The sequence below is a fragment of the Actinopolymorpha rutila genome (assembly GCF_013407855.1).
GTDB classification, from domain to species: domain Bacteria; phylum Actinomycetota; class Actinomycetes; order Propionibacteriales; family Actinopolymorphaceae; genus Actinopolymorpha; species Actinopolymorpha rutila.
In genome coordinates this window covers 5,349,952-5,370,064 of sequence record NZ_JACBZH010000001.1, presented here as the reverse complement: position 1 = coordinate 5,370,064, position 20,113 = coordinate 5,349,952, and the positions used below count along the sequence as shown (strand labels likewise).

Here is a 20,113-nt window from a genome sequence, read left to right as displayed (position 1 = left end):
AGGACCCCGACCTATGGCCCGTCGACCGTCGCCTCGGCCGTCGTACGACAAGGCAACCCCGATCCGCCGCGCGGACGCGACCCTCCACCTGTGGGGCGACGAGGAGGCCGGGCTCGTCGAGGACCGGATCTACGTGTCATCGGACTCCGTGCACCAGCTCGAGCTCAGCCTGCCGCCCGGCGGACGGTTCCAGCACTCTGACCAGAACCGCACGATCTTCGCCGCCGACGAGGTGTACCACGTACTGGAAGGCACGCTCGTGATCGCCAACCCCGGCACGGGCGAGGTCGAGGTCGCGCATGCCGGCGAGAGTGTCTTCTTCCGCCGCGACACCTGGCACCACGGCTTCAACTACGACGCGACGGCAAGGCTCCGGGTGCTCGAACTCTTCGCGCCACCGCCCTCGCAGGGCACCTCCTCCGGCTATGCGCGGACGAAGGAGAACCTCACCGAGTGGAACTACCACGACAACGACGAGCTCACCCAGTGGCCGATGAACGAGGAGCAGATCAAGAAGAACCGCTCGTTCCGCGTCATTCGCGACGCCGACCTCCTGTGGCGGTTGGAGGATCCCGCCGGTGAGTACCTCGTCGGCCTGCTCGTCAGCACCGAGCATCTGACCGTCGGCAAGGGCGTGCTCCTGCCGGGCCGGCGCAGTCCGGTCGAGCGGCACGACGGCGACGAAAGCGTGTACGTGCTGGAGGGCCGCCTCAACATCCTGCTGCCGGACGCGACGAGCGCGCCGATCTGGTTCGAGCTCGGCCCGGGCGACGGCTTCTACGTACCACGGGGGACCGCGCATCAGTACCACAACGTCTCGCAGGGGCAGGCACGGTTCCTGTTCGCGACGGCACCGTCCTATCTACCCGCCGGTCTGCACGAACGAGAGGGAGGTGGCCGATGAGCCGCCCGGTCAATGTCGGATTCATCGGTTGCGGCAGCGTCATGAACGGGCCGTACATGAGCCTGGCCCGTGAGCTGCGTGAGCGGGGTCGCATCCGCACGGTCGCCGCGTGCGACGTCGTCCCCGAGAGGGCGCGGGCGACGGGTGAGCGGCACGACATCCCGTGGGTCACCACCGACCCGCGGGAGATCATCGACTCCCCGGACGTAGACGCCGTACTCGTCCTCACCTCGATGCCCGAGCACGGGCCGCTGGCTCTGGCCGCGCTGGAAGCCGGCAAGCACGTCCTGGTCGAGAAGCCCATGGGGGTGACCCTCGACGAGGCCGCGAAGCTGGTCGAGGTGGCGAAGGAGAGTCCCGGCCACCTGGTCTGCGCTCCGTCGGTGATCCTGAGCCCCACGTACCAGGACATGTGGCGGCACATCGCTCGCGGCGACATCGGCCGGGTTCACCTCGCGCGGGCGCGCTACGGGTGGGCAGGCCCCTGGTGGGGGCAGTGGTTCTACCGCTCCGGCGGAGGTCCGCTCTTCGACCTCGGCGTCTACAACGTCACGTCGCTGACCGGCTGGCTCGGCCCGGTGCGGCAGGTGACCGCGATGGCGGGCACCGCGACGCCGGAGCGGGTGGTCGACGACGAGCTCATCAAGGTGGAGGTCGAGGACAACTTCCAGATCCTGCTCGACTTCGGCGACGCGACGTTCGCCTCCATCACCACGGGATTCTCGATGCAGGCGTACCGCGGACCCGCGATCGAGGTGTACGGCAGCAAGGGCACCGTCCAGATGATGGGCGACGACTGGGCACCCGCGGGATACGAGCTGTGGCAGAACGACGTCGGTGCGTGGAAGATCCACGGTGACCGCGATCCGCGGTGGCCCTGGACCGACGGCCTTCGCCACCTGGTCGACTGCATCGACAACGACGTCGCACCGGTGATCACGCCCGAGCACGCCTACCACGCGCTGGAGGTCATGATCAAGGCCATCGACGCCGGCCGGGACGGGCAGACGAGGACGATCGAGAGCACCTTCACTCCGCCGACGTTCGACACCGGCGACGACCGGCAGGACGCTCACCTGGTGCACGATCCGGAGCGGTAGGCGACCCGCTCCGGGTGTTCACGGCCCGCTCCGGCTCACGCAGGTGAGTCGGAGCGGGAGTCGGAGCGGGCCGCCAGTGCGACCAGGGCGCCGCCGACGAGGCCGGCGCGGGGACCGAGCGCGGCGGTGACCAGCGGCGGCGGGTTCGGCCGGCGCCGGGTACGGGCTGCGTAGCTCTCGCGTACGGCCTTACGCACAAGGGTGTCGGCGCTGCCCAGCCCGCCGCCGAGGACGAGCACAGGTGGATCGAGCAGGGCAACGACGTCGGCGAGCGCCATGCCCAGTGCGTTTCCGGCGGAGGTCAGGAGCATGGTCGCGGCCGGATCCCCGCCCTCCGCCATGGCGGCGATCTCACGCGTCGACACCTCGGCTCCGGTCAACTGGGCGTAGCGGTGCTCGATGCCCCGGCCGGAGACGAAGCTCTCCAGGCCGCCGGTCCACGTGGCATCCACCCGGGCCGGCACGTCCCACTCGCCCAGGGCGATCGCCTCGCCACGCGCACCCCGTACGACGATGCCGTCGACGATCGCCACGGCGGACAGCCCGGTGCCGAGGGCGACGTAGAAGAGCCCGGGGTGCCCCTTGCCCGCACCGTGCCGCCACTCCGCGATGGCTCCGCAGCGAACGTCGGACTCGATCGCGACCGGAACCCCCGGGCAGACCGCAGCGAGGGCGTCGCACGGCTGCTCGGTCCAGGCCAGCACCTCCCGGGATGTCAACCGTCCCTTGTCGTCGACGTACTCCGGGAATCCCGCGCCCACTCCCTGGACCCGCCGGCCCCGCCGGCCGGCGTGGGAGCGGAGGTCCTCGGCCAGCGCCGCGGTGGCGGCCAGCGCCGGATCCCCGCCCTGCGGTGAACGCGGCGTCGGGCTTTCGGCGTACCAGAGAACCTCCAGGCGGTCGTCGACCAGCGCACCGGCCAGTTTGGTCCCGCCTACGTCGAGCGCGAGGACGACGTCTTTCTCCGGTTCCACCCTGCAGCCTCCCATCGAGTTGCCGGCCCCGCCCAGCAGATCGGTGATCCTACGACGGTTGCGAGCCGTACCACTCGGGCCGTTGCCAGTAGTAGTCGTGCGGAGTCTCGACCGGGGTGGGGGCGACCTGGAATCCCATGATGTACGCCCGGCGCGGGACGCCCGAACGGTTCGGCCCCGCGTAGTGCACCGTCCGGCAGTGGTGGATCGTCGCGCCGCCGGCCGGAAGGGGGCAGGCGGCCGCGCGGCCATCGGCCGCCTCGGCCTCGGCTGGCTCGAGTTCGAGCGCGTGCGCCTCGGGGTCGGCCAGCCGGTGTGGGCGTACGCCGAGAGCGTGGCTACCGGGCACGAACTGCATGCAGCCCATCCCGACCGTCGTGTCCTGCAGCGGCATCCAGAAGCTGATCGCCTGGTGGTCGTAGCCCGGATGCCAGTACGCCTCGTCCTGGTGCCAGGGTGTCGGCGCCCCGTGACCGGCCGGCTTCATGATCGCGTGGTCACCCGCCCGGGTGACGTCGGAACCCAGCAACTGGCCGGCGACCGCGAACGCGTTCACCCGGGCCTGGGTGTCCAGGAGTTCGGGTGCGTACGTCTCCGGGTTGAGGATCTGCGGGAGGGTCTCGCGGCCCTCCTCGTCGAGCTGAGCCAGCCCGAGGTGGTCGCCGTCGCGGAAGGTGCCGGCGGCGCTGGAGAACAGCCGGTCGTAGACCTCACGCAGCAACGCCACCTCGTCCGGAGTGGTGAGTGCGGGCAGGGAGAGGAACCCGTCGCGGTGGAAGGCGGCGATCTGGTCCGCATCCAGGCAGACGGTGGCTTCGATGGTGGACACGGATCCTCCAGGCGGTGTCAGGTGTGCGTTGACACTACGTCCGGGTCGCCGGGGAAGCTTGTCCGTGCGGAGCGCGAAGTTGACTGCAAGGCGCGTGCGTGGGTCCTGAGGATGCGCGGGCTGACGCCGAACTGCGTACGGAAGGCGCGGGAGAAGTGTGCGAGATCCGCGAAGCCGGTGTCGGCGGCGATTCGGCTGACCGGGAGGTCGGTGGTGACGAGCCGCTCCCGTGCGTGGGTCAGTCGATATCGGCGTACGTACGCCATCGGCGTCACGCCGAGCGTCTCCCGGAAGCAACGCGCCAGGTGCTTCGGCGAGAGGTGGGCCGCCCGGGCAAGGTCATCGAGTTCGAGGTGCTCGCCGAAGTGCTGGGCGACATGGGCGAGGACCGCACGAACCTCTGGCCGCAACTCGACGTCGGGAAGCGGCGCGGCGGCACCGGCTCCGTCGGGCAGGTCCGCCTGGGCGAGGTCGACGATCTCCGCCAGCGCGAGCTCGGCCAGAGCGGGCGCTCGAAACGCGCGGGACGTGCGGTCCGCCTGGGATGCCGCGACTGTCCCGGTGATCAGGTCACGCAGTCGGTCCGACGGTTGGGGGAGGACCAGCGGCAGTTTCAGCAACCCGAGCAGGTCGATCGCACCGAACAGCAGCACGCCACATCCGAAGCCGGCCAACGAGAGTGGTTCGGTTCCGGCGTTCGCCGAGACCCTCCGCGGGCCGGGACGTAGCAGCGCCACCTGCCCGGGCTCCGCGACCACCTGCTGCGCTCCGAGTGCGACCGAGCACGACCCCTCCCGGATCAGCCACACCTCGCCGTAGGGCTGGGCGTCGAGCTCCAGCCGCCACCGTGGGCCGGCGATCACGTCGTACGCCTCGTACAGCCGGGACGCGGCATCCTCCCAGAAGCCCACCAGGTCCACGTGTGCCTGGTGCAGCCAGTCCTCGGAGGCTGGAACCGCGCCGGTCGCCAGGCACGGCAGCTTCGCACCACGCCCGTTCCGCGGGTCAGCGGGCTACGGCCGTCGGCTCTCGTCGGGGGTCAGGACGGTGGTGGCTGCGTGCGGTTCAGGCCGAAGGTGTCCTCGCCACTGACCACCACGCAGGCGTGCCCGGGAAACAGCGGTGGAGCGTCCTGGTCGAGCAGGGCGACGAACGGCGGCGTGTACCGCGCGGACAGCCCCATCCGCCGCGTACCGGAGGTGTTCCGGTGCGACTGGTGGAGCAGGCGCTCGTTGAAGAGGAAGAACTGCCCGGGGCGCAGCACCATGTCCACGGCCGCGGCCTCGTCGACGTACGCCGGGTCGGCCTCCTGCGCGAACGCCACGCCGTCACGCGCCGGCACGTGGGGTACGACGTGGCGATGGGAGCCGGGAATGACGCGGACGCAGGAGTTCTCCGTCGTCACCTCGTCGATCGCCATCCACATGGACAGGTTCAGCGGCGGCTCGATCGGCCAGTAGTTGGCGTCCTGGTGCCAGGGGATCTCCTTGCCACCGGGCTCCTTGGTGAAGAAGTAGCTCGCCCACACCACGAGGTCGTCCCCGACCAGTGCGCGGAGCCTGACGAGAATCTCGGGCCGGGTGATGAGGTCGTGGACGAGCCGGTGGTCGATGTGCCTCGACTGCAACGGGTTCTTCGGGTTCGGCCCGGGCGCCGGGATCACCTCGGTGTCGATCCGCTGCCGGATCGCGGTCATCTCCTGCGATGGCACCGCGGTGTAGGGGCCGAGGTATCCCCACTCGTGGAAGTGGCGTATCTCGTCGCGGTGCAGGCTCGGGCTGGTCGCCGCGGTGGGCGCATGCGTGGTCATCGTCCGATGCTGACCGCCGGAACGCCTGCATGACGTCGCCACTGACCGAGACTGGCCACATGCGTATGGTGACCGTCCTTCGTCGCGAGGGGCATGCTGTCACCGTGGACCGCCGTCGATTCCTCGCCACCACCGGCGCCTCGGCCGTGGCGTTCACCTCGTTGAGCGCATGCAATCTGCTGTCCACCGATCCCACCAGCGGGAAGCAGAGCGGTGGTGGCGATCGGGGTGACCGTGGTGACCCGGGCGCGAAGGAAGCCCCCAGCCTGCAGAAGCTCGTCCGGGCCGGAAAGCTTCCGCCGTTGGCCGAACGCCTGCCGAAGTCGCCGCTTGTCGTGACTCCCGTGGAGCGGACCGGCTCCTACGGCGGCGATCTCACCAGCGCGATCCTCGGCCCGGCCGAAGCCGTCCAGCTCTACCGGATCGTCGGCTACGACTACCTGATGCGGTGGAGCCCGCAGTGGGAGTCGGCGCCGGTCCCCAACATCGCCAGGTCGGTCAAGGCCAGTCCGGACGCCAGGACGTTCACCTTCGCGTTGCGGGAGGGGATGCGCTGGTCGAACGGCGACCCGTTCACCGCACACGACATCGTGTTCGTCCAGAACGACGTGTTCAACAACTCGGAGCTGTATCCGGCGGGCCCGACTCACCCCGGTACCGCCCAGGCGCTGGACGACCACACCGTTCGGTTCAACTTCGACGAACCGAACGGGCTCTTCCTGCAGGAGCAGGCCTCCACGATGGGCCTGGACTATGTCACCAGGCCGTCGCGCTACCTGAGGCGCTTCCACGCGAAGTACAACCCGGGCGTCGCGGCGGAGGCGAAGAAGGAGAAGTTCGCCGCCTGGACGGAGTACTTCCTCGCCAAGGCCGACCGGTGGGTCAACCCCGACCTGCCGACGGTGTTCGGGTGGCGGATCACCCAGGGCGTCGGTGACGGGACGCGGGTCGTCCTGGAGCGCAATCCGTACTACTGGAAGGTCGACCCCGACGGCCGCCAGCTGCCCTACATCGAGCGGGTCGTCTACTCGGTGATCTCCGACCCCGAGGTCCTGCTGACCCACGTGCTGGCCGGAGACGTCGACTTCCAGCTGCGCCCGACCAACACCCTGACGAACAAGCCGGTGCTGGCCCGCCGTCGCGAGCAGGGGAACTACCGCTTCAGCCGGGCCGTGCCGTCGAACATGAACACCATGGTGCTGTGCCTGAACCTCACCCACGGCGACCGGGTGCTGCGAAACATCTTCCGCGCCAAGGACTTCCGGATCGGGCTCTCGCTGGCCATCAACCGGCAGGAGATCATCGACACGGCATACCAGAAGCAGGGCAAGCCGTACCAGGCCGCGCCGCGCCCGGAGTCGGAGTTCTACGACGAGAAGTTCGCCACGCAGTACACGGAGTACGACGTGGCCGGCGCGAACCAGCACCTGGACCGCGTACTGCCGGACAAGGACGACAAGGGGTTCCGGCTGCGCCCGGACGGCAGGCGGCTGACGTTCACCGTGGAGTTCGCGAACGGCATCTGGCCGGAGTACCCCACCGTGCTGGAGCTGATTCGCAACTACGCCACGAAGGTCGGCGTCGACCTGAAGATCAAGGGCGAGGACCGGGCGTTGTTCGACGTACGCACCGGCGAGGCGCAGAAGCACGACGCGGCGGTGTGGCAGGGCGCCGGCGGGTGGAACGACATCTACCTCAATCCCTACTTCTACCTGCCGGCCAGCGCCGGTGCGACCTACTTCGGGCGCGCCTGGTGGGACTGGTACCTCAGCGGCGGCAAGAACGGCGAGGAGCCACCGGAGCCGACCAGACGGCAGCTGACGCTCTTCGACCGGCTCGAGGCGACCGCAGACGCCGGGGAGCGGAAGTCCCTGATGAAGCAGATCCTCGCCATCGCCCGTCAGGAGTTCTACGCGATCGGCATCAACCTCCAGCCGGAGGAGTACGCGACCGTCAACAACCGGTTGCGCAACGTCCCGGACAAGATGCCGAACTCCTGGGTGTACCCGACCCCAGGCCCGACGAACCCGGAACAGTACTTCATCACCTGACGCCGGTGGGAGTGATCGAGCAATGCGCCACGAGGAAGTCGTCTCCGACGTCACGGTCGTGGGTGGTGGGCTCGCGGGCTGCTGTGCGGCGATAGCCGCTGCCCGGCAGGGCGCGAAGGTGGCGCTGATCCAGAACCGGCCGGTGCTGGGCGGGAACTCCTCCAGCGAGATTCGGGTCTGGGTCTGCGGCGCCACCGCTCACGGCACCCACCACTACGCCCGGGAGACCGGGATCATCGGCGAGCTGATGGTGGAGAACCAGTTCCGCAACCCCGACGGGAACCCCTACTACTGGGACCTCGTGGTGCTGGAGGCTGTCCGCGACGAGCCGAACATCAGCCTGTTCCTCAACACCGACGTCCGTTCCGTCGAGGCCGACGGACCCGAACACGAGCGGACCGTCCGCGCGGTGACCGGTTGGATGATGGGGTCCGAACGCGAGATCAGGTTCACCGGCCCGACGTTCGTCGACTGCAGCGGAGACGGCCTGGTGGGGCTCCTGGCCGGTGCGCACTTCCGCACCGGCTGCGAGTCGCGCGAGGAGTACGACGAGTCCTGGGCGCCGGAGCAAGCCGACGACACCACCCTCGGCAGCACCATCCTGTTCTACTCCAAGGATGTCGGGCATCCGGTGAAGTACGTCCCGCCGGCGTTCGCCCGCGACATCACCACCACGTCGATTCCGGAACACCGGATCATCCGTACGGACCTCAACGGATGCGCGTACTGGTGGATCGAGTGGGGTGGTGATCGCGACGTCGTACACGACAACGAGGAGATCCGCGACGAACTCCAGGCGGCGATCTACGGCATCTGGGATCACATCAAGAACTCCGGAAAGTTCGACGCCGACAACCTCACCCTGGAGTGGATCGGCGCGGTGCCCGGCAAGCGGGAGTACCGCAGGTTCGTCGGTGACCACACGCTGACCCAGCACGATGTCCTGGGACAGGAGTTCTTCCCCGACCGGGTGGCCTTCGGCGGCTGGTCGATCGACCTGCACCCTCCGGGTGGAATGTACGCCACGGAGCGTGGGTCGCGGCACTGGCATCCGCACGGCAACTACCACATTCCGCTGCGCAGCCTGTACTCCCAGAACGTCGCGAACCTGTGGATGGCCGGACGCAACATCAGCTGCAGCCACGTGGCTTTCGGCAGCACACGGGTGATGGCCACGTGTGCGGTCGTGGGGGAGGCGGCCGGAACGGGGGCGGCGCTGGCGACCCGCCGCAGGATGTCGCCGCGGGAGCTCGCCACGAACGAGATCGGCCTGGTGCACCGGGCGATGGTGCGCGCCGACTCCGCACTCCTGGGGGTGGAGAACACCGACTCCGGCGACCTCGCGCGAACGGCTGCGGTCGACGCCTCGTCCACGCTGAGGCGCCTCGTGGTCGACACCTCCGTCGGCACCGTTCCCCTGGACTCCCCGCTGGGCATGGTGGTCCCGGTCGATCCCTCGCTCGGCTTCGTCGAACTGCTGCTGGACGCCGACGAGGACACCACCGTCAACGTGGAGTTGCACAGCACAGGGCAGCCCCAGAACTACGTTCCGCTTCACCTGGAGACTTCGGCCGCCGCTCGCGTCGGCGCGGGCCACAAGCAGTGGGTGCGGTTCGCCCTGGACTGGACGCCGGACCAGCCGCAGAACGCCTTCCTCGTCGTACGCCGGAACGACGCCGTGTCGATCCACCGCAGCGACAGCGCAGAGCCCGGCACGTTGTTCTTCCGGCACCGCACTCCGCCGCCGGAGGAGAAGTACACCGAACAGTGGCGGGAGTGGAAGCACATCCTGCACCGGGAGAGCCTGTGCCTGCGGCTGGGATCGCCGACCCGGGCCTACGACGCCGCTCACGTGGCCGGCGGGTACGCGCGCCCCTACGGCGGCCCGCGGATGTGGGTGTCGGAGCGGATCGAGTGGGACGAGCGGCCGTGGCTTCGGCTTGCCTGGGAGGAGCCGGTGACCTTCGGCGAGGTCGCGGTGATCTTCGACGACGAGGTCGAGGAGGACCTCATCAACCTGCACCACCACCGAACGCCGTTCGACGTGCTGCCCGGTCTGGTCCGTGACTACCGCGTGCAGGCGATGGTGGCCGGTGAGTGGACCACGATCGTGTCGGTACGCGAGAACCGCCGCCGGCACCGCGTACACCGGTTGGAGAAAGCCGTCACCACGCGTCAGTTGCGCGTGCTGGTCGAGGCCACCAACGGCGCGCCCCGGGCACACGTGGTGGCGCTGCGCGTCTACGCCAACCCGCGCTGACCGGCCGGGACGTTCCGGGTGCAGAAGTCCAGTTGCAGTCGCATCTGGTGGATTCGTTCGTCGGTGACGACGCTGAAGTGCCCGGCGTCGAACAGATAGGACTCGCTGTCCTTGCCCAGTTCGGTGAGCCTGGCGAGGTAGTTGTCCACCTGGCGGATGGGGCACCGTGGGTCGTTGCGGCTGGCCGATGGGCAGCTCGTCGACGCCGGCCGCCCAGCGGTCGGGCTGGGTGCCGAGACCGAGCAGCGTGAGGTACCCGCCCCAGGAGATGCCGGCCAGCACGTATCGGCCGGTACGTGTTCGGGGTTCGGCCGGTACGATCGCCCGATGCAGGGAGCCAGGGCCGGTCGATCCACGTGCCGGCGTACGCGTCGATGACCCGCGCCACCTCTCCGCTTCAGCCGCCCGCGACCGAGCCCAGCCCGGTGCGGCTCCGGCGTCTCCTTTCGTTCCGGCGTTCGGTTCGCATCGGTCCTGTCGGCGCACAGGAACTCGTGGTGTGGGCGGCGGTCCTGGCCGGGATCGTGGCCAGGGTCGACCTGTGGTGGCAGGGCCGGGCGTTCTGGCGTGACGAGCTGGCGCTGGTGCAGAGCCTGGACACCTACCCGCTCGGGAAGCTCCTGGGCCCGCTGTCCGACACGCAGTCGGCCCCACCGGCCTGGCTGCTGCTCGAACGCCTGGTGACCACCGCACTGGGCACCGGTGAGCGGGCGTACCGGCTGATCCCCCTGCTGGCCGGCTGCGCGACGCTGGTCCTAGTCGCACTACTGGCCAGGAGGTTCGTGCGCCATACCTGGACCGCGGCGATTCCTGTGCTGGCGCTGGCAACGTTGCCACAGTTGGTCTTCTACTCCGCCCAGGCCAAGCAGTACACCACCGACATGCTGCTGGTCACCGGCATGCTGCTGCTCGCGGTCGGCATGCTTCGACCGGGCGTCGAACCATCCGGCCAACCGTCCGGCGGACCGTCCCGGCGGCGCGAGATCGCCTGGTACGCACTGATCGCGGTCGGTCCGTGGTTCTCTCACGGCTTCATGCTGGCGGCCCCGCTGGTCGCGGCCTGGGTCGGATTCGTCCAGTGGCGCAGGGGAGTGCGATCGCTCGCGGGCCTGGCGGTCCGGCTGGCGGCGCCAGGTGTCTCGTTGTTGCTGGCCGCACTGTGGGCCCGCCACCTCACCTCGCTCGCGCCCGACTTCGCGGCGTACTGGCTGCCGTTCATGCGCGCCGGCGACCGCGGCCGTTTCCTGCACTGGAACCGCTTCCTGTGGGAGGACTTCGGCATCCGGGAGCTCGGTTTCGACCGGCCCTGGGCGCTGGTCCTGTTCGTGGTTCCCGTGCTGGGGCTGGCCGCCGCGTGCGCGCGGCGATGGTCCCGGAGCACGGCGCCGCCGCTCGCGCTCCCGTTGTTCGCCGCGTACGCCTTCGCGCTCGTTTCGATGTATCCGTTCGGACGTCGCCTCGTGCTCTTCTGCGTACCCGGCGTGCTCGTGCTGGCCGGTGTCGCCGTGGACGCGCTCGTCGATGGTGTGCGGCGACTCGTGCCGTCCTGGACGGCGCAGGTCGTCGGGCTGGCCGGCGTCGTCGCCCTCGGGCTGGTCGCCTGGACGACACCGACGAGCCTGGACCAGAACCTCCGTTACCAGTACGGCGTGGACGACTACCGCGTCGCGCTCCAGTTCGTGAAGTCGCGGTGGAAGCCGGGGGACGTCCTCGTCACCGGCAACGGCGACCGGGTGGCGTTCCGGGTCTACGGGCGGCGGCTCGGCCTGCCTGCGGACCGTGCGTACCGCGCGATGCGGTCCCGCGACGAGACCAGACGGATCGGCTGCCCGCTGCCAAGTGAGATCACGTCGGCCGGACGCGTCTGGCTGCTCACCGGCGACCGGGTGTCGATCTACCCCGAGGACCGGAGCCGGTACACGGTGATCGCGCCGTTCCTCGACCGCTACCGCCGGGTCTACTTCGCCGACAAGGGGCACGTGACGATCCAGGTGCTGATGCCCGGCCGGGCCGCGACCGTTGACCCCCCACAGACGCGCTGCCTGGAGTTCGCTCCTGTCGGGCCACCCGGAACGCCGGCCCGCCCGCCCGCGCTTCCGGTCGACTGACCGCGGTCGGTACGTCAGACCAGCCGGCGCACGTAGGGGACGCGCAGCAGCAGCCACGCCGTCCCCGCGCACACAGCGAGGACAGCGACGATGCCGGCAGAGTGGTAGCCGATGCTGGACCACGGCGAGCTGAACCTCGGCTGGTACTCCCGGATGAACGCGATCGGGATCGGGTGCATGAGGTAGATCCCGAGCGTGAGGTCGGCCAGCCGCTGCCCGACCGGTCGCCTCTTCGGCTTCTCGGGCGCAGCAGCGCCTTCCCGCGCGGTGTCGACGGCTTCACCGTCACCGAAGATCGCCCGCATGAGGAAGACCGCCGCGATCGCCATGATCATCGGGCCGAGCAGGTGGTGGTGGTAGAGCATCAGGCCGTACCTGTTGCCGAACGCCATGTGCATCACCCAGTTGCCGATGGCGTTCGCCAGCATCGTGACGACGAACGTCACGCCGGCGATCCAGCCCACGCGTCGCCGGCTGGCAGGCATGGGCGTCGTCAGCAGGACGTACCCCAGCAGGTAGTAACCGATCCAGGGCAGGAAGTAGCTGAACGCGTTCGGTTCCAGCGAAAGGCCGTTGAGAACCCTGTGCAGCTTGTCGAAGAACGTCATCGCCATGATCAGCGCGGTGCCGGTGACGAGATACCTGCGCGGTGCGGCGTTGACGAAGATCCGGAGGTACGGCGTGATCAGGTAGAGGCCGACGATCACGAAGAGGAAGTACAGGTGGTAGTACGGCCGGCCGAGCAGCAGGAGCTTGGAGAAGTCGGTCCAGACCAGGTCCACGTCGGTCATCCAGCGACCGAACCAGATGTAGAAGACCGACCAGGCGACGAGCGGAATCGCGAGCCTGGACGCGCGCCGGGCGTAGAAGTCCCGCAGCGACTGGTTACGTCCGGCCTGCAGGAGCACGGCACCCGAGGCCATCACGAAGAGCGGCACGCTGAACCGGCTGGTGGCGGCGACGAGGTTGCCGAAGTGCCACTCGCGGTCGGAGACCTTTCCCCACTCCCACACCAGGTGGGTGCAGACGTGGCCGGACACCACCGCGATCGCGGCCGCTACACGTACCCACGACAGCCAGGGAACGTAGCGGCGGGCAGGGCGATCGGACGTCGTTGTCGACTCCGGGGCGGCCACGGCTTCGGCCGACGCTGCGACAGATGACGACATCAGGTGCCCCCCTCGAGATGATGCGGCCGAGGCAGGGCACTGCTCACTGCGTCGCCGGCTCGCGAGGCATACCACGAACACGGACCCGCCCTCTTATCTGCCCGGCCGAAGGATGTCGAAGAATACCAACGGCAACCTCACCGCCGCGGTGAGCGGTGTCCGAAGGGCTCACCTGGTGCGCCAACCACGGAGGGAAGTCATGCGTCGATTCGACGGAAGAGCAGCGCTGGTGACCGGCGGCGGTCACGGGATCGGTCGTGCGTCCGCACACCGACTGGCATCGGAGGGGGCGTCCGTTACGGTGGCGGACCTCGACCTGGCGGCGGCTCAAGCGGTTGCCGATGAGCTCGGGAAGGCCGGCACCGCGGCGGTCGCAGTCAGGTGTGATGTACGGGATCGCTCATCCGTCGAGGCAGCCACCGCCCGCGCGGTGGACGAGTTCGACCGGCTCGACGTACTCGTCAACACCGCGGGAGGGGGTGGAAGGCATCCGGATTTCCCGGACACCGACGACAGTGTCTGGGAGGCCCTGCTCGACCTGAATCTGGTCGGTGTGGTCCGCTGCATCCGCGCGGCGCTGCCCCATCTGCTCGCCGCGCCTGAAGGTGGCAGCGTGGTCACCATCAGTTCGGTCAACGGCATGGCGACGTTCGGCAGCGAGCCGTACTCGGCCGCCAAGTCGGGCCTGCAGATCCTGACCGCCAACCTCGCGGCGAAGTACGGTCCGCAGGGCGTCCGCTTCAACCTCGTCGCGCCCGGGACGATCCGTACTCGGGTGTGGGACGACCAGGCTGACTCACTCGCCCGGCTGGCTCGGCTCTACCCGCTGGGCCGGGTGGGCGAGCCGGACGACGTTGCCGCCGCGGTCGCATTCCTCGCCTCCGGGGATGCCGCGTGGATCACCGGCACCGTCCTCCCGGTCGACGGCGGCATCCTCTCCGCCGGGCCCACCCGAAGTCGGTCGTGACGTGCGGTGGCTCGTCAGGACCAGTAGACGACGACCTTGTCGCCGACCTGCGCCTCGCCGAACAGCTGGGCCAGCGCGTCCCAGTTGCGGACGTTCACACATCCGTGGGAGCAGCCGTTGTAGCCGCGGGCGGCGAAGTCGGAGGAGTAGTGGACCGCCTCGTCGCCGCTGAAGAACATCGAGAACGGCATGCTGCTGTCGTACATGTCGGAGTAGCCGTCCCGCACCTTGGCCCGGATGTGGAACGTGCCCTCCCGGGTCGGTGACGACGGGCATCCGAACCGTACGTCCATCGTCAACCGGACGTTGCCGTCGACGACCCACCGCAGACTCCGGGTGGACTTGTCGATGCAGACTGTTCGTCCGGTGGTGCAGCGCGGGTCGAGCGGACCGGTGTGCGGCTTGGGCTTCGGCGGATACAGCTCGTCGTGCGTCGGGGTCCGGCTCGCCTCACGCAGGCTGTTCCAGGTGGCGCTGTCGACGTAGCCCAGCTGCTCCAGCCCGTGCTTGCCCTGGTAGCCGTAGACCGCCTTGCGGGTGGAAGTGCCGAAGTAGCCGTCGACCCACTCGGTGGTCAGCCAGTCGAGCTGGTGCAGGCGGGCCTCGAGTTCGCGTACCTGGTCGGTGCGGGAGCCGACGCTCATCAGCGCCTTGGGCTTGGGCTTGGGGGTGGGGGTGGGCGTGGGTGTCGGCTTCGGGGAAGCCTTCGTGGTGGCGGTGGGCTTCGGGGTCGGGGTCGCGGCCGGTTTCCGGCTCGGCGTCGCTGTCGGCGTCGGAAGGGTGGCGCGAGGGGTGGGAGTCGCCTCATCCGGGGTCTTCTCGGCTGCCGTCGGCGTGGGGGTCGGACGTGACGGCTGCGCGGCCGGCCGGTGCGCCCTGACGGACGCGTCCGTGGTGGCCGTCGACTTGTGCGCGAACGGCGGGAGGCCGGCGCCGTACGCGACCCCGCCAAGCGCGGCGACCGCGAGTACGACGGCGGCGAGCACCGCTGCGAAACGACGATGGCGCATCGGACCCCCATGGGCTTCAGGCGACTGCACTGCACGGCGACGACATCCAAAGGATGTCGCGTAGCCCTGGAAGGTTGCACTCTTGTACGGCGAGTCCGGTCACGATCCGGTCACGCAGGGGTGAACTTGGCCAGGAACGGACGCGTCTCGTCCCGAGCTCGGGGCAGGGGTGCTCCGCCTGAGCCGGCAATTCGGTTGACCCCGAGGGTCGCTGCTTGCTGCACTTCCGGCAACACGACCACTCGGCCACCGGCCACCGGCCACCGTTCACCGGCCACCGGTCATCGGTCAGCGACCAAGGAGAGCGACATGCGTGCGGCGTTCGTGTCACCTCAGGAGGCAACTGTCGCCTATCCGAAGGACCTGACGCGTGGTGCGGACGTTGAATCTTGGGATCGTGGCCCATGTTGATGCGGGCAAGACGAGTCTGACGGAGCGGCTGCTTCATCTGGCGGGGGTGATCGCGCAGGTGGGCAGTGTGGATGCGGGGAGTACGCAGACCGATTCGTTGGAGTTGGAGCGTCGGCGGGGGATCACGATCCGGTCGGCGGTGGTGTCGTTCGTGTTGGACGGTGTGACGGTGAATCTGATCGACACGCCGGGGCACCCGGATTTCATCGCTGAGGTGGAGCGGGTGCTGGGGGTGCTCGATGGTGCGGTGTTGGTGGTGTCTGCGGTGGAGGGTGTGCAGGCGCAGACGCGGGTGTTGATGCGGACGTTGCGGCGGTTGGGGATTCCGACGCTGGTGTTCGTGAACAAGCTCGACCGTGGGGGCGCGGATGCGGAGCGGGTGTTCGCCGAGATCGGGGAGAAGTTGACGCCCGCGATGGTGGCGATGGGCCGGGGGTGCGGCGAAGGCACTCGGCGGGCGGGGTTCGTGGCGTACGGGCCGGAGGACGAGGTGTTCGTCACCAGCGCGACCGAGGTGCTCGCCGATTCTGATGAGGAGTTCCTGGCGGCCTACGTCGAGGGTGGGGCCGGGGTGGTCGCGGACGGTCGGCTTCGTCGTGAGCTGGTGTCGCAGGTGGCCCGGTCGCGGGTGCATCCGGTGTTCTTCGGTTCGGCGATCACCGGTGCGGGGGTGGCGGAGCTCGTCGGCGGGATCACGGGGTTGTTGCCGGCGAGGGAGCCGGACGCCGGCGGGCCTGCTGTGGGGACGGTGTTCAAGGTCGAGCGTGGCCCGGCGGGGGAGAAGGTCGCCTATCTGCGGATGTTCGCAGGTGAGCTGCACACCAGGGAGCGGGTGCGCTTCGGCCGGGGTGAGGGCGAGAAGGTCACCGCGGTCCGGGTGTTCGAGGACGGGTCGGCCGTCCAGCGCCCGTCGGTCACGGCGGGCCGGATCGCGAAGGTGTGGGGGCTTTCCGACGTGCGCATCGGTGACCGGCTCGGCGACCCGGGCTCCGAGGGCCGGGAGCAGTACTTCGCGCCGCCGACGTCGGAGACGGTGGTGGTGCCGGTCCGCACGGGTGACAAGGGCGGGTTGCATGTGGCGTTGACGCAGCTGGCCGAGCAGGACCCGTTGATCAACCTGCGCCAGGACGACGTTGCCCAGGAAATGTACGTCTCGTTGTACGGCGAGGTGCAGAAGGAGGTCATCGAGGCCACCCTTGCCCTGGAGTACGGCATCGACGTCACCTTCCGCGAAACCACCCCCATCTGCGTCGAACGCGTGCTGGGCAGCGGCGCGTCGTTCAACCTCATGGGCACCCCGGACAACCCGTTCGCCGCGACGATCGGACTACGCATCGAACCGGCACCGGTCGACGCGGGTGTCGACTTCCGGCTCGAGGTCGAACGCGGCTCCCTCCTGCCCACGCTGCTCAAGGCGATCGAGGAGACCGTGCCGCACGCGTTGCAGCAGGGACTCCACGGCTGGCAGGTGCCGGACTGCACAGTCACGCTGACCCACTCCGGTTACTCCTCGGCGGGGAGCACCGCCGGTGACTTCCGCGGGCTGACGCCGCTGGTCGTGATGGACGCGCTCACAAGGGCGGGAACCATCGTGTGCGAGCCGGTTCACCACTTCCGGCTGGAGATTCCGGCCGACACGCTCGGATCGCTCCTGCCCGCGCTATCCCAGCTGGGCGCGGTTCCGGACGCACCGTCGACCCGTGGGGCCGGGTGCGTACTGGAGGGGCGGATCCGGGCGGCCGTGGTGCACGACCTGCAACAAAGGCTGCCGGGCCTGACCCGCGGCGAAGGCGTGCTGGAGTTCGCGTTCGAGAGCTACGAACCGGTCCGCGGCCCGGTTCCTTCCCGGCCCCGGACCGACCACAATCCCCTCGACCGCAAGGAGTACCTACTTCACGTCGTACGACGGGCGTGACTCGGCACCGGCCTCACTCCGCGACCGCGACCGTCAGCCGAAGCTGCCCACCTCGGTTGGCGGGGATGGTGACCGTCTCCGACTCCGGGTCGACCGTCACGGGCTCGCCGTTCCCGGCCGAGGTCCACTCGTGGTCGACGACGGACGCGCTCGCGATCCGCAACCCCGCGGGCAGCCGGAGGCGGATCCGGGTGAGCGGCACACGTGTCCCGTCCGGAAGGTTCACCTCGACGTCGACGCGACCGTTCGCGACCCGGGAGACGATGGTGACGTCGACCTTGCCCCACCGCGTGGGCACGCCGCGAGCCGAGATGCGGCCTCCGTCCCGAAGCCACCCGCGTGGCGTCGCCCGGCACAGCCACAGCACGTCCTCGAGGGGTTCTTCGAAGGCCAGCATCCACCGCACCAGCAACGGGACGACGAGCTGGGCCGGCACGCAGTACGGCGCGGCGGGCCGGTTCGGGTGGAGACTCCTCGTTTCCGGAGCCGTCCACGATCCACGCGTGTACTGGTGGGCCGACAGGCTGTACAGCGCCAGCAGGAACTCGCGGATCAGGTCGTGCTGCAGCAGGCCGTACGCGTGCCCGTAGCTGAGAAACCCGGCCATTTCGCCGCCGTTGCCGCCGAGGTCGTCCCACGAGTCGAACCCGTACGCCATCGGTACGCCGAGCCGAATGTCGCGGTGCGCGGCCCGGTAGCGGAGGATCGTCTCCACGTCGTCTCTGCCGAGCACGCCGGAGTGGAGCAACTCGGAGTTGACACGGTAGGCGCGAAACTGCGGATCCACGTTGTCCCGTTGCACCGCCACGTGGAACGGCTCCTCGACGCCGGCGATGCTGGGCAGGCACGGTGGCTCCACGTCGGTCAGCACCGACCGGTCGATGGCGACGCGAAGATCGTCCCGCAGTGCCGCCGACTCCGCCAGCAGCCGCCTACCCTTCTCCGTCAACCCGTCGTTGCGGTGGGCCAGGCCGAGTTCCACCCACACGGCACCGAGGTCGGCGAACCCGCGTACCGCCTCACTGCTGTTGGACAGGTACGGCCGCACGTAGTGGTCGGGGTCGGCCTCCAGGCAGGAGTCCGCCTCGGACCAGCCCGCGATCAGGCCGTGCCCGGGATCCTTGGGTGGCAGGGCTTTCGCAGTCGTACGAAGGCCGAGGAGTACATCCGTGATGGCGTCGATGCGTGCCCGGTGACGCATCAGGAGCTCGTCGTCGCGCGCCAGCCGGTAGCAGTGGGCGATCACGGTCAACATCCGCCCGTACTGGCCGGTGCCGGGACCGCGGTAGACGATCGAGCCGTCGTCGCGTACGAAGTAGGCGAGGTAGTTGTCCACGTAACTCCGGGCGGCGTCGAACAGCCCCCAGTCCAGCATCGCGGTGACGTCGACGTTGAACGTGTCCTGGAAGCCGTCGTGCTCGGCACCGCCGTAGGCGCGGTCCATCACGCCGTACTTCGGGAAGTCGCCGATCCGCGTGCTCATCGCCCGGGCGAGGGAGTGCCGAGCCTGGTCGGCCAACCGCCGGTCCGGAACGTCGAGTTCGGCGGCGCCGGCGAGAAGGTCCTCCCAGCTCCGGGTCGTGTCCAGCAGGTCGGCGAAGAAGTCGCCCGCGCGGTCGACGTCCGTACGAGGTGGGACCGGAGGGTAGGAGTCGACGTACTTCACCCAGGCCAGCTCGTCGGCCTCGACCCGGGCGATGCGGTGCCACACCGGCTGGATGCGATCATTGCCGTTGTCGGTACGGAACGGAGCGAACATCACCAGCTCCGACCAGGTTCCTTCGCCTTCCGGGTAGACGAACCGGAGCACCGGCGGCCAGCCACCCACGAGTCCGTCGAGGACTTCGCCGCGTTCTCGGATCCGCGCGATCGCCGGGACGTGGACGGCCGGATCGAAGTTCGCCGTACGTCCGCCGTAGGCGACGCCGATCTTGTCGCCGCAGCCGGGAGTGGCGACGAACGTGTAGGTCGCCATCGCGGAGATGCTGGAGTTCGCGGGCTTGGCGATCGGCGGGAAGCACGCGGCGACGTCGGCGTACTCGGGATCACCCTCCTCGGCGAGGATCTCGTCGCCGAGCAGGTCGGCATCACTCGACAGCACCGTCCGGACGTCGTGGCCGCGGTAGAGACCCTCGGGCGCGGCGAACGTCGGCTCCAGCGACTTGGCGAGGACGCGCGTCGTGCCATCCTGGCTGACCGCCGCGATCACCCCGGCCTTCGTACGGAAGTCCTCGAAGATGGCGACGTCGCCGCCCCGACGGCCGCGAACCGTCGCCATCAGCACCCAGCCGTCGTGGGCCCCGCCCACGTGAAGTCGAAGGTCTCGGTCGCCGGTCCCCGCGAGCGTGACGCTTTGCTCGTCGATGGTCACCACGAGTGGGAGTGGCCGGGGCGTCCCGTTCAGTGCGGATGTCACGGAGGTGACTGTATGGCCAAACTCCCGTGGCAGCACCCGAGCTGCTTCTCTATGATGGTCGACTCAGAGCATCGTCGCGAACTGGAATGCGTCTGGCCACCGATGAGTTGTGGACGGTACGCCGGTCTGATCAACCATGACGGCGACTACTGAGACTCTCGGCCGGAATGCCGGCTGCGACACCGACAA

15 protein-coding genes are annotated in these 20,113 nt (G+C 69.2%); 7 read left to right on the top strand and 8 right to left on the bottom strand.

The genetic code is table 11. The features are described 5' to 3' along the window. The first annotated feature begins 13 nt into the window (after window positions 1–13). Both F4554_RS24010 and F4554_RS24005 read left to right on the top strand, forming a co-directional pair. On the top strand, window positions 14–904 hold the full coding sequence (locus tag F4554_RS24010; protein ID WP_179789659.1) for a cupin domain-containing protein: 891 nt from the start codon (window positions 14–16) through the stop codon (window positions 902–904). Next, window positions 901–2,004, top strand: coding sequence for a Gfo/Idh/MocA family protein (locus tag F4554_RS24005; protein WP_179789658.1), 1,104 nt, complete (start codon window positions 901–903; stop codon window positions 2,002–2,004). Before F4554_RS24010 ends, F4554_RS24005 begins: the two co-directional genes overlap by 4 nt. Window positions 2,005–2,039: 35 nt before the next feature. Here the strand turns inward: F4554_RS24005 and F4554_RS24000 are convergent, their stop codons facing one another. From F4554_RS24000 to F4554_RS23985, 4 genes are all read right to left on the bottom strand, one after another. Continuing rightward, complete coding sequence (locus F4554_RS24000; protein WP_202889441.1) at window positions 2,040–2,978, bottom strand: ROK family protein; 939 nt, start codon at window positions 2,976–2,978, stop codon at window positions 2,040–2,042. Between the two features lie 49 nt (window positions 2,979–3,027). Next, entirely contained in the window at window positions 3,028–3,807 is a 780-nt protein-coding gene (locus F4554_RS23995; protein ID WP_179789656.1) for a phytanoyl-CoA dioxygenase family protein, read from the bottom strand. Between the two features lie 17 nt (window positions 3,808–3,824). Then, complete coding sequence (locus tag F4554_RS23990) at window positions 3,825–4,727, bottom strand: helix-turn-helix domain-containing protein (RefSeq protein ID WP_179789655.1); 903 nt, start codon at window positions 4,725–4,727, stop codon at window positions 3,825–3,827. 119 nt (window positions 4,728–4,846) lie between these two features. Further along, complete coding sequence (locus F4554_RS23985) at window positions 4,847–5,617, bottom strand: phytanoyl-CoA dioxygenase family protein (protein WP_179789654.1); 771 nt, start codon at window positions 5,615–5,617, stop codon at window positions 4,847–4,849. A 59-nt stretch (window positions 5,618–5,676) separates the two neighbouring features. Here F4554_RS23985 and F4554_RS23980 point away from each other — a divergent pair, with 59 nt between their 5' ends. After that, window positions 5,677–7,668 carry an ABC transporter substrate-binding protein gene (locus F4554_RS23980; RefSeq protein ID WP_179789653.1) on the top strand — a complete coding sequence of 664 codons (1,992 nt, stop codon included), beginning with the start codon at window positions 5,677–5,679 and terminating at the stop codon, window positions 7,666–7,668. A 22-nt stretch (window positions 7,669–7,690) separates the two neighbouring features. Then, window positions 7,691–9,928 (top strand): FAD-dependent oxidoreductase, encoded by a 2,238-nt coding sequence (locus F4554_RS23975; protein WP_179789652.1) that lies wholly within the window; start codon window positions 7,691–7,693, stop codon window positions 9,926–9,928. On the opposite strand, the gene F4554_RS23970 is transcribed toward F4554_RS23975, so the two are convergent. Then, on the bottom strand, window positions 9,910–10,077 hold the full coding sequence (locus F4554_RS23970) for a hypothetical protein (RefSeq protein WP_179789651.1): 168 nt from the start codon (window positions 10,075–10,077) through the stop codon (window positions 9,910–9,912). The two genes, F4554_RS23975 and F4554_RS23970, sit on opposite strands and share 19 nt — an antisense overlap. 276 nt (window positions 10,078–10,353) lie before the next feature. Here F4554_RS23970 and F4554_RS23965 point away from each other — a divergent pair, with 276 nt between their 5' ends. Then, window positions 10,354–12,036 carry a glycosyltransferase family 39 protein gene (locus tag F4554_RS23965; protein WP_179789650.1) on the top strand — a complete coding sequence of 561 codons (1,683 nt, stop codon included), beginning with the start codon at window positions 10,354–10,356 and terminating at the stop codon, window positions 12,034–12,036. 14 nt (window positions 12,037–12,050) lie between these two features. Here the strand turns inward: F4554_RS23965 and F4554_RS23960 are convergent, their stop codons facing one another. Beyond that, entirely contained in the window at window positions 12,051–13,205 is a 1,155-nt protein-coding gene (locus tag F4554_RS23960) for an acyltransferase (RefSeq protein ID WP_179789649.1), read from the bottom strand. Window positions 13,206–13,317: 112 nt separating this feature from the next. Between F4554_RS23960 and F4554_RS23955 the strand changes: the two genes are divergently transcribed. Further along, the gene (locus tag F4554_RS23955; protein WP_337796180.1) at window positions 13,318–14,172 is read left to right on the top strand and encodes an SDR family NAD(P)-dependent oxidoreductase; all 855 of its coding nucleotides are present in this window, start codon (window positions 13,318–13,320) and stop codon (window positions 14,170–14,172) included. Window positions 14,173–14,186: 14 nt separating this feature from the next. On the opposite strand, the gene F4554_RS32565 is transcribed toward F4554_RS23955, so the two are convergent. Next, window positions 14,187–15,182 carry a L,D-transpeptidase family protein gene (locus F4554_RS32565; RefSeq protein ID WP_238341390.1) on the bottom strand — a complete coding sequence of 332 codons (996 nt, stop codon included), beginning with the start codon at window positions 15,180–15,182 and terminating at the stop codon, window positions 14,187–14,189. A gap of 370 nt (window positions 15,183–15,552) precedes the next feature. On the opposite strand from F4554_RS32565, the gene F4554_RS23945 reads away from it, so the two are divergent. Continuing rightward, on the top strand, window positions 15,553–17,508 hold the full coding sequence (locus tag F4554_RS23945) for a translation factor GTPase family protein (protein WP_337796179.1): 1,956 nt from the start codon (window positions 15,553–15,555) through the stop codon (window positions 17,506–17,508). Between the two features lie 13 nt (window positions 17,509–17,521). Here F4554_RS23945 and F4554_RS23940 read toward each other — a convergent pair whose 3' ends face one another. Continuing rightward, the gene (locus F4554_RS23940) at window positions 17,522–19,924 is read right to left on the bottom strand and encodes a hypothetical protein (protein WP_179789647.1); all 2,403 of its coding nucleotides are present in this window, start codon (window positions 19,922–19,924) and stop codon (window positions 17,522–17,524) included. Window positions 19,925–20,113: the final 189 nt, after the last annotated feature.